The sequence below is a fragment of the Halobacillus sp. BAB-2008 genome, assembly GCF_000328325.1.
Classification (GTDB): Bacteria; Bacillota; Bacilli; order Bacillales; family Halobacillaceae; genus Halobacillus.
Window position 1 is genome coordinate 1 of record NZ_ANPF01000006.1, and the last position, 14,808, is coordinate 14,808.

Annotated in this window: 16 protein-coding genes; all 16 read left to right on the plus strand. The window is 50.2% G+C overall.

Annotated features, from left to right (window positions below):
* Positions 1 to 612, plus strand: a 612-nt coding sequence (locus D479_RS02100; protein WP_008633125.1) for a glycosyltransferase family 4 protein, incomplete at its 5' end; no start/stop codon positions are given.
* Positions 613 to 653: 41 nt separating this feature from the next.
* Complete coding sequence (gene pssD / locus D479_RS02105; protein ID WP_008633126.1) at positions 654 to 1,124, plus strand: PssD/Cps14F family polysaccharide biosynthesis glycosyltransferase; 471 nt, start codon at positions 654 to 656, stop codon at positions 1,122 to 1,124.
* On the plus strand, positions 1,121 to 1,624 hold the full coding sequence (pssE, locus tag D479_RS02110) for a PssE/Cps14G family polysaccharide biosynthesis glycosyltransferase (RefSeq protein ID WP_008633127.1): 504 nt from the start codon (positions 1,121 to 1,123) through the stop codon (positions 1,622 to 1,624). Before pssD ends, pssE begins: the two co-directional genes overlap by 4 nt.
* Positions 1,621 to 2,949, plus strand: coding sequence for a UDP-glucose/GDP-mannose dehydrogenase family protein (locus D479_RS02115; RefSeq protein ID WP_008633128.1), 1,329 nt, complete (start codon positions 1,621 to 1,623; stop codon positions 2,947 to 2,949). Before pssE ends, D479_RS02115 begins: the two co-directional genes overlap by 4 nt.
* Positions 2,946 to 4,277, plus strand: a complete 1,332-nt coding sequence (locus tag D479_RS02120) for a sugar phosphate nucleotidyltransferase (RefSeq protein ID WP_008633129.1) — start codon at positions 2,946 to 2,948, stop codon at positions 4,275 to 4,277. The genes D479_RS02115 and D479_RS02120 overlap by 4 nt, the downstream gene beginning before the upstream one ends.
* 81 nt (positions 4,278 to 4,358) lie before the next feature.
* Positions 4,359 to 5,147: a Wzz/FepE/Etk N-terminal domain-containing protein gene (locus D479_RS02125; protein WP_008633130.1), complete on the plus strand. Its 789-nt coding sequence runs from the start codon at positions 4,359 to 4,361 to the stop codon at positions 5,145 to 5,147.
* Positions 5,122 to 5,817 carry a CpsD/CapB family tyrosine-protein kinase gene (locus D479_RS02130; RefSeq protein ID WP_008633131.1) on the plus strand — a complete coding sequence of 232 codons (696 nt, stop codon included), beginning with the start codon at positions 5,122 to 5,124 and terminating at the stop codon, positions 5,815 to 5,817. Before D479_RS02125 ends, D479_RS02130 begins: the two co-directional genes overlap by 26 nt.
* A 17-nt stretch (positions 5,818 to 5,834) precedes the next feature.
* A complete protein-coding gene (gene galU / locus D479_RS02135) occupies positions 5,835 to 6,716 on the plus strand; it encodes a UTP--glucose-1-phosphate uridylyltransferase GalU (RefSeq protein ID WP_008633132.1) in 882 nt (293 codons plus the stop codon).
* A 14-nt stretch (positions 6,717 to 6,730) separates the two neighbouring features.
* On the plus strand, positions 6,731 to 7,405 hold the full coding sequence (locus D479_RS02140; RefSeq protein ID WP_008633134.1) for a sugar transferase: 675 nt from the start codon (positions 6,731 to 6,733) through the stop codon (positions 7,403 to 7,405).
* Between the two features lie 21 nt (positions 7,406 to 7,426).
* Positions 7,427 to 8,878: an oligosaccharide flippase family protein gene (locus D479_RS02145; protein WP_008633135.1), complete on the plus strand. Its 1,452-nt coding sequence runs from the start codon at positions 7,427 to 7,429 to the stop codon at positions 8,876 to 8,878.
* Positions 8,879 to 8,908: 30 nt separating this feature from the next.
* The gene (locus D479_RS02150; RefSeq protein ID WP_008633136.1) at positions 8,909 to 9,643 is read left to right on the plus strand and encodes a sugar phosphate nucleotidyltransferase; all 735 of its coding nucleotides are present in this window, start codon (positions 8,909 to 8,911) and stop codon (positions 9,641 to 9,643) included.
* 21 nt (positions 9,644 to 9,664) lie between these two features.
* Positions 9,665 to 10,240, plus strand: a complete 576-nt coding sequence (gene rfbC / locus D479_RS02155) for a dTDP-4-dehydrorhamnose 3,5-epimerase (RefSeq protein ID WP_008633137.1) — start codon at positions 9,665 to 9,667, stop codon at positions 10,238 to 10,240.
* The gene (locus tag D479_RS02160; RefSeq protein ID WP_008633138.1) at positions 10,237 to 11,292 is read left to right on the plus strand and encodes an SDR family oxidoreductase; all 1,056 of its coding nucleotides are present in this window, start codon (positions 10,237 to 10,239) and stop codon (positions 11,290 to 11,292) included. The genes rfbC and D479_RS02160 overlap by 4 nt, the downstream gene beginning before the upstream one ends.
* Before the next feature lie 17 nt (positions 11,293 to 11,309).
* The gene (locus tag D479_RS02165) at positions 11,310 to 12,416 is read left to right on the plus strand and encodes a glycosyltransferase family 4 protein (RefSeq protein WP_008633139.1); all 1,107 of its coding nucleotides are present in this window, start codon (positions 11,310 to 11,312) and stop codon (positions 12,414 to 12,416) included.
* Between the two features lie 39 nt (positions 12,417 to 12,455).
* Positions 12,456 to 13,880: an O-antigen ligase family protein gene (locus D479_RS02170; protein WP_008633140.1), complete on the plus strand. Its 1,425-nt coding sequence runs from the start codon at positions 12,456 to 12,458 to the stop codon at positions 13,878 to 13,880.
* A complete protein-coding gene (locus D479_RS02175; RefSeq protein WP_008633141.1) occupies positions 13,881 to 14,807 on the plus strand; it encodes a glycosyltransferase family 2 protein in 927 nt (308 codons plus the stop codon).
* The last annotated feature ends 1 nt before the right edge of the window (position 14,808 follow it).

The following is a 14,808-nucleotide window of genomic DNA, read 5'->3' on the forward strand; positions in this document are numbered from 1 at the left end:
CTTGGCAGTCTCAGGGAAGAGTTGAACATTCCGTCTGAGGCGGTTTTGATCGGGATGGTGGGAAGGATGACGGAATGGAAGGGATACCATCATCTCCTCCAGGCGCTTCCCGAAGTGATCGAACGACACCCGGAGATGAAGGTCGTCCTTGTCGGTGATGCTCTATTTGCCAAGGACGATTACTTGAAGCGTCTGAAACGGATGGTCGCTGAAACGGGCCTGCAGGACCATGTCTGCTTCCTCGGACAACGGGAGGACATTCCGAATATCATGAAGTCTTTGGATATCTTCGTCAGCTATTCGGAAGCGGAGCCGTTCGGAAGGGTGATCATTGAAGCGCTGGCGATGGAAACGCCGGTGATCGTGGCGGATTCCGGAGGAGCTCCGGAAATTATAGAGAACGGAAACTGCGGCATCCTTGCACCTTCTGGTAACGCAGAGGCACTGGCAGCATCCATTCTCTCCGTTTTGGATAAGAGAGAGAACTTGGGTGTGCTCGGCATGAATGGAAAGCAATGGGTCGAGGAGAAGTTCAACACGAAGAAAGTGGGACTGGAAATCGATCGGACGTATCAGAGCTTGAACGTTTCCGATAGTAGGAAATTAGTATGAAGTCTTGTTCGTTATTAAGAACTATTAAAGGGGTGGGTCTCATGAACAAGCAGCTGAAAGTAGGACTTGTCAGTTCCACGGGGGGACACTTTTCTGAGCTGATGCAGCTGGTATCGGATGTATCGGCCTACGATTGCTTTATCGTTACAGAACAAAACAAGATTTCGGACGCGATGGATTCTGACATCCACGTCCATTTCCTGGAGCAGCAGGAGCGGCGGAAATGGTCGTTCTTCCGAGTATTTATGACGAATATATACAGATCCATTCAAATCCTGCGGAAGGAGAAGCCGGATGTCATCATTTCCACCGGGGCAGGGGCGACGGTTCCGCTTTGCCTTTTTGCGAAATGGTCCGGGAGAAAAGTGATCTATATCGAAAGTTTCGCCAATATCACAGCTCCGACGATGACCGGGAGAATCCTGTACCGCTTTTCAGACAAGTTTTACATTCAATGGGAAGAGCTTAAGAAGTATTATCCGAAGGCGGAGTACAGGGGGAAAATCTTTTGATATTTGTCACATTGGGAACACAGAAATTTCCTTTTGACCGCTTGTTGATCGAGTTGGACCGGCTCATCGAGAATGAGTTCCTTACCGATGAGATCGTCGCCCAGCGTGGATACAGTACCTATACACCGAAGAATTATCAGTCGTTTGATTTCTTATCCTCCCGTGAAATAGCGAAATACTTCCGCAAGGCGAGCCTGATTGTCACGCACGCGGGGACGAGCTCGATTATGGAAGGAATCGAGAACAAGAAGAAAGTCATCGTCGTTCCGCGTCAGAAGAAGTATGGGGAGCACGTGGATAACCATCAGCTTGATATTACCAGCGTTTTTGTGAAACACAATTTCGTTGCGGCTGTTCATGATATGAACGAGCTCGGTGTTACGATTCAGACCATCGGTGAGAAGGTCTTTGAGGCATATCCATTCGGCTCAAGGATGTTGGTGGATTCTGTTTCGGGCTATCTATCTGAACTTGCCGAAGAAAGGAGACGGGTACGATGAAGATCACCGTAGTAGGTTCCGGTTATGTCGGACTGGTGACGGGGGTGTGCCTGGCTGAAATGGGACACACGGTCACAGGACTGGATATTGATGAAGCGAAGGTGGAGCAGATGCGCCGGGGAATATCACCGATCTACGAACCGGGGATTGAGGATTGGATGGTCAGGAACTTGGAGAAAGGACGGTTGTCCTTTACGACGGATAAGGAAGCCGCTTATACCAAATCGGATGTTGTCATCATTGCCGTCGGTACACCGCAGAATCCAGACGGATCGGCTGATTTGAGATTTATTGAATCGGTCGCGCTGGATCTTGCCACACATGTCGATCACGATACCATCGCGGTTATCAAGAGTACGGTACCCGTCGGAACGAATCATCATGTGAAGGCCTTGATCGATCAGCATCTCAGCCGGGATGTGACGGTGCAGATGGCCTCTAATCCTGAATTTCTTCGAGAAGGAACGGCTCTCAAGGATTGCCTGGAGGGCGACCGGATCGTTCTCGGAGCGGAAAATCCGCAAGTCCATGAGGTGTTGAGGGAGATGTATCGCCCCTTCGGTATTCCGATCTACACGACGGATATCCGAAGTGCGGAATTGATCAAATATGCCTCGAACGCTTTTCTTGCGACGAAGATCAGCTTCGTCAACGAGATTGCCGCAATTTGTGAGAAGGTGGATGCCAATGTGGACGATGTTGCGGAAGGGATGGGGAAAGACAAGAGGATCGGTGCCTCCTTCCTTCAGGCAGGGATCGGATACGGGGGTTCTTGTTTTCCGAAGGATACGAATGCCCTCGTTCAAATCGCGGGTGATCATGACCACTCGTTTCATCTGCTGGAATCTGTGATTCACGTCAACAGGAAGCAGCAGCAACTGCTAGTGGAGAAGGCTCTGGAGGCTGTCGGTTCGTTGGAGGGAATGGAAGTGGCCTTGCTCGGGCTTTCTTTCAAGCCGGAGACAGACGATATGCGCGAAGCTCCGTCTATCGTTATCGCAGATCAGCTGGTCTATCATGGAGCAAGTATCCGGGCCTACGATCCAGTAGCTGCGGACAAGGCGAAGAAGGTGCTTCCTGATACCATCCGCTATGAGGATACGTGGGAAGCAGCGGTGCAGGGAGCGGATATTGTTTTCATCCTGACCGAATGGGAGGAAATAAAGAACCTTCCCCTCGAGCGACTGCCTGGTTTAATGAATACGCCGAATGTGTTCGACGGCAGGAACTGTTTCTCTTTGAAGGAAGCGGAGGCAGCGGAAGTGAACTATCATTCCATCGGCCGTCCTTGTGTTTATGCAGCCGGGAAGGAGGTCGTCATATGAAGCTGGTCTTATTATCCGGTGGTGCTGGGAAGCGGCTGTGGCCATTATCCAACGGGGCAAGATCGAAGCAGTTCTTGAGAGTTCTGAAAAATGAAGCGGGAGAACTCGAATCGATGGTGCAGCGGGTGTGGCGCCAGATCAAGCAGGTGCAGCTCGACAGGGATACGCTGATTGCTACAGGCCGTCACCAAGTGGAAAACCTGGAGCATCAGCTGGACCGGCAGGCGACCTTGATCCTCGAACCTGAACGCCGGGATACGTTCGCAGCGATTGCCCTGTCTGCTTCCTATCTATATTCCATCGAAGGGGAAAGCCTGCAGTCGGTTATCGGGGTCCTGCCTGTGGATCCATATGTAGAGGATCATTTCTTCACGAAGGTGGCAGAGCTTGAGCAGGCGCTCGAGGTTTCAGGAGCAGATATCGGGTTGATCGGCGTCACGCCGACGTACCCCTCATCCAAATACGGTTACATTATTCCCAGCCCATCCGGGTACTCTGATTTGCTTCGGGTCCGTCAGTTTAAAGAGAAGCCGACGGAAGAAGCGGCTGAAGGGTTGATTGATCAAGGTGGTTTATGGAACAGTGGCGTGTTCGCCTTCAAACTCGAGTACATCATCGCTTTGTTAATGGATATGGGGCTGCCGGTCCACTACGAGGAGCTTGTCAAGCAGTATTTCCGCCTTCCGAAGAACAGCTTTGATTACGAAGTCGTGGAGCAGGCGGACAACGTGGTGGCACTCCCTTATGAAGGGTTCTGGAAGGACTTGGGGACTTGGAACACGCTGACAGAAGAGATGGGCACAGCGGCCACGGGGAATGGGCGGCTCTGCAGTGGATCAGAGAACACCCACGTCATTAATGAACTGGATATTCCGATCAAGGTCATAGGCGTTCAGAACGCCATCGTCGCCGCCAGCCCGGACGGCATCCTTGTTGCTGATAAGCAGCAAAGCCCCCGGATCAAGGAATTTCTAGGAGAAGCGGAAGAGCGCATCCGGTTTGTGGAGGAAAGCTGGGGGACGGCCCGGACGCTCGAGGCCCTCGTGGACGGTAAGGATGAGTATGTGACAACCCGCGTCAGCATTCATAAGGGGCACGCCTTCGAATCTACTCTTCTTGCGGACGAGAACGAAGTGTGGACCGTTGTAAAAGGAGAAGGGCTGTCCATCGGGAAAGATCAGGAGAGCTGTGTCCATGCCGGGGACGTGATTCATCTTCTCCCGGAAACCGGTCACGTCATGAAGGCGAAAGAGAATTTGGAGATCATTGTCGTTCGTAAAGCACGCTGTCATCAAGAAGAGGCGCCGGTGGAAACCATATCGAACTAAAGCTGGTGTTTCTTGTTGTTCCATATATAGGGCAGAAGGTAACAGGGTGATGAGTGATCCTAACAAAATCAGGAGGTAGACATGGGAGAAACCATTGATTTCAAAGAAGTGTTTCGGCTGATCAGACGCAGGGCTTTCATTATTTTGTTCGTCGGTATCTTGGGTGCACTGGCGAGCGGGGTCGTTACTTATTATGTCATCGAACCGACGTATGAATCATCGACACAGCTGCTTATTAACCGGACGTCGGCAGGAGAAGAGGAAGAGAATTCAGCCGCGGAAATAAGTCAGCTGCAGGCGGACTTGGCCATGATGCGGTCGTACCAGGTGATGATTACAAGTCCTGTGGTGCTGGACAAAGTCATCACAGAGCTTGGGTTGTCTGTTTCGCCCGAAGAATTGGCGGAGCAGGTGACGGTCAGCAGTGAGGCGGAATCCCAGATCATTCAAATAACCGTCGAAGATGACAAGGTAGAACAGAGTGTGAAGCTTGCCAATACCATCGCAGGCACGTTCCAGTCGGAAGTGGTCAGTCTGATGAATGTGGATAACGTCAATATCATGACAGAAAGCACGGTAAACGGGAGCGAAGAAATCGAGACCAACGTACTCCTGTCCATCCTTCTTGCCTTTGTCGGAGGCATAGTGGCTGGTACGATTCTTGTGTTCATCGTGGAATACTTCGACCGTACCGTGAAGAACGAAAAAGAGGCGGAACAACTGCTTGATCTTCCGGTTCTCGTAACCATCGATACGATCGATAAAAAGAACCGCCTCTTCCGGAAACTCCAGAAGGATGACCATTCGCTTGTATCACCTGTAAAAGGAAGGGGGACGAAATCCGTTGAAACTCAAGAAAGAGCAAATTAAGAGACGTGCCAAAGGGATTGCCACTTATATCGAGCCTCTATCACAGAATACGGAGCAGTTTCACCTGCTGTTGGAAGCGTTGGAATGGAAGAAGCAGCCGTCTCTTTCCGTTCTGGTCACTTCCCCGAATCAAGGAGAAGGGACGTCTACGGCAGCATCCAACTTGGCCATCGTCGCTGCCCAGACCGGACTTTCGGTGCTGCTTGTGGATGCCAATTTCAGAAACCCTGTTCTTCATGAATGGTATGGTACCGAGCAGCCGGCCGGTCTTACCGACGTTCTGAAAGGAAAACAATCGCTTGCAGGTGCCGTTCAGATGACAGAGGCAGAGCACCTGCATGTGCTTACCAACGGCCGTGATGCGACGAATACCCACCCTTCTAAATGGGTCCACTCTTCCCGGATGAGTGCTTTTCTGAAGGAGGCGAAACAACAATACAAGCTGGTCATTTTTGATACATCTGCCATGATCCCTTATTCCGAAGGACAAGTACTGGCGGAAGAGTTGGATACGACGCTGTTGGTTCTTCAACACAGGGGAACGTCGAAGAGTGATGCGGAAAAGCTGAAGGAGCGGTTGGAAACAGCCAACATCCATGTCTCAGGAATCGTTTATAATCACAGCACTTCCAAGAAAAAGAAGACGGTTGGAGGACAGAGTGGAGTATGAAGACAGGAGGAGTGTACATGAAAGAAATAAAGAAGGCGATCATCCCGGCTGCTGGTCTAGGGACGAGGTTCCTGCCGGCTACGAAGGCTTTGCCGAAAGAAATGCTTCCTATCGTTGATAAACCGACCATCCAGTACATCGTCGAAGAGGCGGTTGCGTCCGGTATCGAAGATATTCTCATCGTGACAGGGAAGGGCAAACGCGCCATAGAGGACCATTTCGATTATGCCTTTGAATTGGAGGACAATCTCGTCCAGAAGGAAAAGTACGAGATGCTGCGGGCTGTAAGGGAAATCTCAGATATGGTGGACATCCATTACATTCGTCAGAAAGAGCCGAAGGGACTCGGACATGCTGTCTGGTGCGCCCGTAAGTTCATCGGAAACGAGCCTTTTGCCGTATTGCTGGGGGATGACATCGTTCAAGGGAACAGGCCGTGTCTTTCCCAATTGATCGATCAGTACAAGCAGACCGGCTCGTCTGTCATCGGTGTGCAATCGGTGGAAGAGGAGGAGACCTCTCGTTATGGCATCATTGATCCGCTTCCGCTGGGCGATCGTCTCAGCCGGGTGCGTCATTTAGTGGAGAAACCGAAGGAGCAGCCGCCTTCCAACCTGGCAATCATGGGAAGGTATATCCTGACTCCGGAAATCTTTGACTTCCTGTCCCGGGAAAAACTCGGCGCGGGCGGGGAAATTCAGCTTACCGATGCCATTCAGGATCTGACTACGATTCAGGATGTGTACGCCTATCGTTTCGAAGGGGAACGATTCGATGTCGGGGAGAAACTGGGTTTCATTCTGACCAATCTGCACTTCGCTTTGAAGAATGAAAGCTTAAAAGAATCGGTCCTGGATGAGATGCAGAAACTCATGGAACGGCACAGAATTCTGACATAAGGAGCGGACTGGGAATGAGTTTAACGAAGCCGAGACAGAAGTCGATCGCCTTACCTGAAAAGCTGGAAGCCCCCATTCCGACCAGGACCTACTTCCTGATGAAACGAGTCTTGGACTTCCTTGCTGCACTGATTGGTTTGATCCTCCTTTCTCCTGTTTTCCTGATCGTTTCCATCTTAATCAAATGGGAGGACCCTGAAGGGCCTGTGCTGTTCAAACAGCTTAGGGTGGGAGAGAGCGGACGTACCTTCTATATGTATAAATTCCGGTCGATGGTCTTCAAAGCGGAAGAGATGCTGGATACTCTCATCGATCAAAATGAGGTGGAGGGCCCGATGTTCAAGATGAAACGGGACCCGCGAATCACAAAGGTGGGGCATTGGATCCGACGAACCAGTATCGACGAATTCCCTCAGCTCATCAATGTGCTGAAGGGAGAAATGAGTCTTGTCGGACCGAGGCCTCCCCTGCCGAGAGAAGTCATCATCTACTCCAATTATGATATGCAGCGGCTGTTGATCCGGCCGGGGTGTACAGGAATGTGGCAGGTGAGCGGCAGAAGTAATGTAAGCTTCAAAGAAATGGTTCAACTGGATTTATACTACATTCAACACCGGTCCTTGAAGCTGGACATGAAGCTGATGTTCAAAACGTTTTATGTCGTCGTGAGTTCCAAGGATGGTTATTGAGTTTAATAGGGAGATGAGGGAATGGTAAGAGATTCTATTCTCCTTTCCGCCCACAGGCTGATCCGTTCCATGTCAACATTGTTCCTTACGATGATTCTGGCAAGGACACTTACGATGGAGGAAATGGGGATCTATCAATTGATCCTGATCATCACCATAACTCTTGGGGCTTTGGTTCCTTTTGAAATGTCCACGTCCTTCATGTATTTCCACAACAAGACAGATGATGGGAAAGAGAAGGATCGGATCACAGCGAACACGTTTGTCTCCTTATTTCTATTAGCTGTTCTGACCTTCCTGATTCTTTATTTCGGAAGTACGTTCGGGTGGTTCTTATCCAGTGAAGCGATGGCCCCCATGGTGATATGGGTGGGGGTCTGGTGTTTCGCTATCATCGCCGGCAGTCATTTGGAGAACCTGTATGTGTCCACCGGGAAAGCGAAACTGTTCAGCATCTTCTCCCTTATCTATTACCTTGTTTATGCAGCCACTGCTTATCTAATCATTTCCCGAGATGGAGAGTTATCCTCCATCATCCAGTTCATCGCCGTCTTCGAACTTGTACGACTGGTTCTCCTGCAGGGCTTATACATCAAACAGCAGCCGTTCGCACTCCGGCTGGACTGGGCATTGTTGAAACAGCAGGTGATTTATACCGGATCGGTCGGGGCTGTCACGGCGATCACGATCGTGAATGGTTATGCGGATAAAATCCTTGTGAAATTCTTTTCCACCTTGGAGGAGTTCGCTGTATTCGCGATTGTATCAAAAGAAATACCGTTCGTGCTTACGATAACGGCCGCCGTCGTTACCGTCATGCTGTCGAAATTGAGTCATTTATACAATGTGAAGAAAGATGTGAAACGGACGCTTGCCCTTTGGCAGGATACGAGTAAGATCCTTGCCGTCATCATCTTTCCGATGTTCTGGATTTTACTCTTCTATAACGAGGCTTACATTTCTCTGATTTATTCAGATACGTATCTGACCGGTATTCCGATATTTCTAATTTACTTGATGAAGTTTCCGCTCGGATTCACGGTTTTCTATACGCTGCTGTTGATTTCAGGAAAGCAGAAGCTTGTTCTGATCAATACCGGGATCGTAGTCGGATCGAACCTGGTGCTGAGTTACATCGGAATTCTTGTGTTCGGTCCCTACGGCGTAGCTGCGGCTACGGTGAGTACCGCATTCATCGGTGCGTATCTTCAGCAGCGGGATGTATGCAGGGTGTTCGGGATCAGACAAAAGGAACTGCTGCCCTATCTCATGATTGCGAGAACATTCTTCGTGTCCGGAGGAATCGGTTTTCTCGTCTACTATTTAACTGGTTTTCTTCCTGTACATGCGTACATCCGCTTCTTTATAGGGGCAGGTGGAGTGATGGCCGGGACGCTGGCAGCCGCCTGTCTGTTAAGAGACATTCCGTCGGGTCGTTTACCGGTAACGTGGAGAAGAAGGAGAACCGCATGAGCGACGCGGTTCATAAAGGAGGAGAAGGCAATGAAGGGAGTCATTCTGGCTGGTGGGACAGGATCGAGGCTCTATCCGAAAACCAGGCTTACAAATAAGCACCTGCTTCCTGTCGGAGGTGTGCCGATGATTCATCACGGCATCAGGAAGCTGAAAGAGGCGGGGATGGACGACATCTTGATCGTCACAGGAAAAGCACATATTGATCTGATGATTGAAGCGCTTGGGTATGGGGATGCCTTCGGTGTCCGCCTATCCTATGAAATCCAGGAAGAAGCAGGCGGGGTCGCGGAAGCACTCGGTCTTGCGCGCGGATTCTGCGGAGGAGGGCCTGTCGCAGTGCTTCTTGGAGATAACATCTTCTTCGATTCGTTGGAAGACCATGTCCATTCTTTCCTGGCATCCGATGCACAGGCGATGGTCTTTCTGAAAAGAGTGACAGACCCGGAGAGGTTCGGTGTTGCTACGTTTGTAGACGGGAAGATCGCTGCTATGGAGGAGAAGCCGTCCAGGCCGGAATCTGATTGTGCCGTAACCGGTATTTATCTTTATAAGCCGCAGGTATTCACGATCATCGACGGTTTGCAGCCCTCCGAGAGAAAAGAACTGGAAATCACGGATGTGAACCGGGCCTTCCTCCATACCGGGCTGCTGGATTATCGGATTCTCACCGGTCATTGGATCGACGCCGGAACCCATGAATCGCTGGCTGAGGCGGATCGTCTCTTTACAACAAGTGCTGTGGCAAAGGTGCACCATAGTTGAATGAAACAGGAGGTTAGGGATATGAAAGTATTGGAAACGAATCTGCCGGGAGTCAAGTTGTTGGAGCCGAAAGTATTCGGAGATCAAAGGGGCTTCTTTCTGGAGAATTACAATATGTCCGTCTTCCACGAACACGGAATCGAGGATGCTTTTCTTCAGGACAACCATTCGTTATCGAAGGAAGCGGGGGTCCTGCGGGGGCTGCACTATCAATTGAACCCGAAAGCCCAGTCGAAGCTGGTGCGTGTCATCACTGGTGCTGTGTATGATGTCGTGGTCGATATCAGGGAAGGTTCACCGACCTATAAGGAGTGGCAGGGATTCATTTTGTCCAAACACAATCAGCGGATGCTTTATGTTCCGGAAGGCTTTGCACACGGATTCTGCACACTGACGGAGAACACGAACGTCTGTTATAAAGTGAATGCTTATTATTCCCCGGAGCATGACCGCGGGATAAGATGGGATGATCCGGAACTGTTGATTGACTGGCCGGTGAGTGAGCCGATTCTTTCCGAGAAGGACAGACAGCAGCCGCTCCTTCGGGAAGCAGACTATCATTTTTCGTATGACGTCGAAGGTGGTGTGATTCGATGAAGCAGGTGTTGGTTACCGGTGCCGGCGGATATGTCGGCTGTGTATTAGTTCCGAAGCTTCTCGACAAAGGCTACAGCGTCAAAGCCGTCGATCGGTTCTTCTTCGGGATAGAGAAGCTTGCCCCTCACGAAAACCTGGAGATCATCAAGGAAGATACGCGCCGCTTATCGCAGGAACATTTTCAAGGGGTGGATGCCGTCATCGATCTTGTTGCTATTTCCAACGATCCAAGCGGAGAGCTGTTCCAGGACATTACGTATGATATCAACCACCACTCCAGGGTAAGAACGGCGCGGCTGGCGAAGGAAACCGGCGTGCAGCGCTACATACTGCCTTCTTCCTGCAGCATTTATGGTTTCCAGGAGAGTGACGAACGGGTGACAGAAGAAAATAGAACGAATCCGCTTACGACCTATGCTAAGGCGAATGAAAGAGCCGAGCAGGATATTCTTCCGCTGGCCGATGAAGTGTTCACCGCTGTCGTCATCAGGCAGGCGACGTTGTATGGAAAGTCGAATCGGATGCGTTTCGATCTTGCTGTCAACGGCATGGTTTACGGCGCATGGAAGAACAAGGAGATTCCATTGATGCGGGACGGCAGTCAGTGGCGGCCGATGCTTCATGTGCAGGATACAGCAGATTTAATGTGCCTGCTGCTGGAAGCGGAAAGCCGAAAGATCAATGGGGAGATCTTCAATGCCGGATCAGAAGCGGGAAACTATCAACTGGAGAGGCTTGCTTCGGAAATAGCGGCCACGCTTCCGGAAGCCATTGCAATCCAATGGTACGGCCATCCCGATCACCGCTCGTATCGGGTGAGCTTCGAAAAGGTGAAGAAGGTCCTCGGGTGGGAAGCGAAATGGACGGCTGCCGACGGAGCATTGGAAATCTATCAAGCCCTTCAAGCGAACGAGCTTGAGAAAGGACCGGATACCATTACGCTCGATTGGTATAAGGAACTGATGAAGTGGCATGACCGATTGAAAGAAATCGAATGGAACGGCGGCTTATTCGATATCGAGAAAGAACAAGAGAGTCCTTTACATATATAGAGGGAGGAGGGAAAGCCATGAAGGTCCTGCATATAGTCAGACAATACCGCCCTGCCGTAGGAGGGCTGGAGAATTTCGTCAGTGAACTGGCTGCACACCTGAACGAGAATGGGGTGGAAGTGGAAGTCCTGACACTGGACCGCAACTTCTCCGATCATACGCCTTTACCACCATACTCGATAGAAAACGGAATACAGGTTAGAAGAATCCCCTACTTTGGGTCCAAGCGTTATCCGATCGCACCATCCACGTTGAAATACGTATCGCAGTTCGACTTAATACACATCCATGCGGTGGATGCTTTCATCGATCTGATGGCTGTGCTGAAGCCGTTTCACAGGAAACCGATCATTCTATCGACACACGGCGGGTTCTTTCATACGAAGAAACAGCAAAGGCTGAAGCACTACTATTTTCATACGATCACTCGGATGATCATGAAGAAGGTTAATAAAGTAGTAGCCTGCAGTAACAATGATTTCGACCTTTTCAGGAAAATTACACCTGATAACCTGAAATTGATAGAGAACGGAATCAATGTGGAAAAGTATTCACGGATTTCAGACCGTAGAGGAACGAGAAACCATTTGATTACGGTCGGCCGCTTCTCCTCCAATAAACGCGTCGACCTGCTGCTTGAACTCATCCATCGTCTGAAGGGGGAATTCCAAGACGTGAAGCTGTCCATTGTCGGGAAAGACTTCGATCACTTGAGGCCGGAATACGAAGCGCTGATCGACCGATACGACATACAGGAACATGTGGAGATCATAGAAGATGCTACAGACAAGGAGCTTCTGGACGCCATGTCCGCTTCGGAATATTTCATATCTGCCTCGGAATACGAAGGATTTGGACTCAGCGCTCTCGAAGCGATGGCGGCCGGCCGTATTCCTCTGTTGAGCGACATTCCGTCTTTCAACAAAATGATTGACGAAGAAAAGAATGGGCATATCATTGACTTTCAGGATATGGATGCAGCTGCAGACAAAGTTTCTTCTATTTTAAGGCAGGCCGACAAGGAACGTCTGATCCATTCCTCCATGGCCTATGCAAACGGCTACTCCTGGGACGAAGTGGTCAAGGATTTCCAGTCCGTATATGAAGAGGTTTGCTGTACCTGAGAGTTCTCTATAACGAAAGAATGGGAGAGGGGAAATACTATGCTTGCAAATCATACGTGGAACAAACAAACGGTCTACCTTCTGGGGGCATGTGTCGTCCTGGCGGGAGCCATCGGGGCGGCCTCAGGTCTATCCCCGCAAATGGTACCTGTCATCATCGGAGCCTTATGTATTCCCTTCCTCCTGATGCTCCCGGTGGACCGCTTTCTGTTACTCATCGCTCTTTGTATCTTCATCGACCGCTCCTTTTTATCCGTAGGCGGTTCTTATATCCGTATCTACCAGGTGCTGTTCCTGTTCATGACACTGAAATTCGCGTTGGAGATGGTATATCAAAAGCGTGAGGTCTATCATACGCCGTTATTTCTGCTGATAAATCTTTGGGTGGGCAGCTACTTTCTGAGCTATTTCCATGTCTTGAATTATACGGATTTCTGGACCGTCGTCATCGGGCAGCTGTTCCTGAATCTCTTCTTCTTCCTCTCGGTACAAGTGATCTACGACAAAGGAGAGCCATTCTTTCAGAAGATCGTCAAATACAGCATACTATCGGGTATCATCGTCGCGGCCGTAGGGTTGCTGCAGATGGCCGGGTTCTTCGTGGGGCTGGATATCGGCATCAGCCACTATGAACATATCGGGATTCCGCGGCCGTCATCATTTGCTCATGAGCCCGATTGGTACGGACTGTTCTGCGGTTATGCCGCTGCCTGGCTTCTCGTTCTCTATTTGTACAACCATACGGCCCTCTTCTCCCAATGGTTCATCCGGATCGCTCTTGTGCTCACCTGCTTAGGCGTATTGGTCAGCATGGCGAGGGCAGCTATCCTGGCCTTGGCAGTGGCCGGACTGTTCTTGTTCTTCGTGACAAAAGGAAAGCGCTTGGTACGATTCACCATCCTTACAGCAATAGGAGGGATGATCCTCGCAGGTGGGGTGTTCGTTACGCATCCGGAAATCGGGACAAGCGTCTATCAACGCATGAATCCGTTGACATCTTTGGAAACGGACAGCGGGGCGGCGGACAGCCGGGTCGCTTCTATTCAAATGATGGTCGATCATATCGTCCTCCATCCCATCGTCGGTAACGGCAGTGGTGGAATGGCAGAGCTCTCGCAAATGCAGGAGATGCGGGATAAATATATCCACGGAGGAGAGCTCAATGAAGGAAAAGGGAATGCGAACATCTTCCTTACGGTGTTGTTCGATACGGGAGTCATCGGCCTTGTCATCTTCCTGCTGATCATCGGCCGCCTCATCCAGATGATGCGGGAGATGTATTCCAAACAGGACTTCATCCCACTCGGCCTTGCAGCGGCCAGCGTGGTCATACTGGTAGACTTTAACTTCAACAACGGCTTCCGGATGGGGTTCGTATGGTTTCATTTAGCGATGATCGCCGCTTATTACATGCTGTACAAGAGAAAACATTTCGAAAAACGGATGAAAAAGGTGGAGGGTTAGATGGTGCAGGAGTTGAACAAGGAGGATCTCCCGTCCGTTTGTGTGATTATCGTGAACTTCAATGGGACTGCTGACACGTTGGATTGTTTGGATTCCTTGAAGGAACAAAGCTATCCGAATACTCATATTGTCGTCGTTGATAATGCATCCGATGATCCGGAAGAATTGGAAAATGCACTCGCCAATCATTCCTTCCATTTAGTGCAGCTGGAGGAGAATAACGGGTTTGCATCCGGTAATAACGCCGGAGTGAAATATGCAAAGGAAGTGCTCGACCCGGATTATATTTTGATGTTGAACAATGACACGGTGGTAAGCTCGGACTTCCTGTTCCCGCTTGTCGAGGAGCTTGAAGGGGACGCTGGGACAGGGGCCTGCTGTTCCCATATCAATTATTATCAGCCCTCCAAGCTCACTTGGTATGGCGGGGGATACATCAACTGGAAGACAGGGACATCGGTACACGAAGTTCAAGACCATCGAACCTCCCCTTCGAGAGATGTCGAGTTCCTCACTGGCTGTGCCCTTCTGTTTCCAATCAGGATGATTCAAGAGATCGGATATTTGAACGAGGATTACTTCTTGTTTTATGAAGATACAGAGTTCTGCGTCCGTATGAAGAAGGCTGGATACAGACTCAGGTATGTACCGGAATCGGTGATCTATCATAAAGTCTCTGCTACCGCAGGATTCCGCTCGCCTCTTGCGAATTATTACGGAACGAGAAACAAGATGCACTTCATGTCTCTCTACGCCAACCGTTTGAATTATACGTTCTTCCTCCTGTATTTCAGCTGTAAAACGGGAGGTAAGTTACTGTTTTACTGGCTGAGGGGGAAACGCTTCAAGGATATGCGGCGGGCGATCCGAACCGGCTATTGGGATTTCTTCCGCCACAAGACAGGAAAGTGGCAGCGGCTTACGTAAA

Bases quoted from the DNA above. Each gene is read 5' to 3' on its own strand.
- D479_RS02145 (WP_008633135.1), top strand. From the start codon at position 7,427: ATGGTAAGAGATTCTATTCTCCTTTCCGCCCACAGGCTGATCCGTTCC.
- D479_RS02165 (WP_008633139.1), top strand. From the start codon at position 11,310: ATGAAGGTCCTGCATATAGTCAGACAATACCGCCCTGCCGTAGGAGGG.
- pssD (WP_008633126.1), top strand. From the start codon at position 654: ATGAACAAGCAGCTGAAAGTAGGACTTGTCAGTTCCACGGGGGGACAC.
- D479_RS02160 (WP_008633138.1), top strand. From the start codon at position 10,237: ATGAAGCAGGTGTTGGTTACCGGTGCCGGCGGATATGTCGGCTGTGTA.
- D479_RS02120 (WP_008633129.1), top strand. From the start codon at position 2,946: ATGAAGCTGGTCTTATTATCCGGTGGTGCTGGGAAGCGGCTGTGGCCA.
- galU (WP_008633132.1), top strand. From the start codon at position 5,835: ATGAAAGAAATAAAGAAGGCGATCATCCCGGCTGCTGGTCTAGGGACG.
- D479_RS02175 (WP_008633141.1), top strand. From the start codon at position 13,881: ATGGTGCAGGAGTTGAACAAGGAGGATCTCCCGTCCGTTTGTGTGATT.
- D479_RS02115 (WP_008633128.1), top strand. From the start codon at position 1,621: ATGAAGATCACCGTAGTAGGTTCCGGTTATGTCGGACTGGTGACGGGG.
- D479_RS02150 (WP_008633136.1), top strand. From the start codon at position 8,909: ATGAAGGGAGTCATTCTGGCTGGTGGGACAGGATCGAGGCTCTATCCG.
- D479_RS02140 (WP_008633134.1), top strand. From the start codon at position 6,731: ATGAGTTTAACGAAGCCGAGACAGAAGTCGATCGCCTTACCTGAAAAG.
- rfbC (WP_008633137.1), top strand. From the start codon at position 9,665: ATGAAAGTATTGGAAACGAATCTGCCGGGAGTCAAGTTGTTGGAGCCG.
- D479_RS02170 (WP_008633140.1), top strand. From the start codon at position 12,456: ATGCTTGCAAATCATACGTGGAACAAACAAACGGTCTACCTTCTGGGG.
- D479_RS02125 (WP_008633130.1), top strand. From the start codon at position 4,359: ATGGGAGAAACCATTGATTTCAAAGAAGTGTTTCGGCTGATCAGACGC.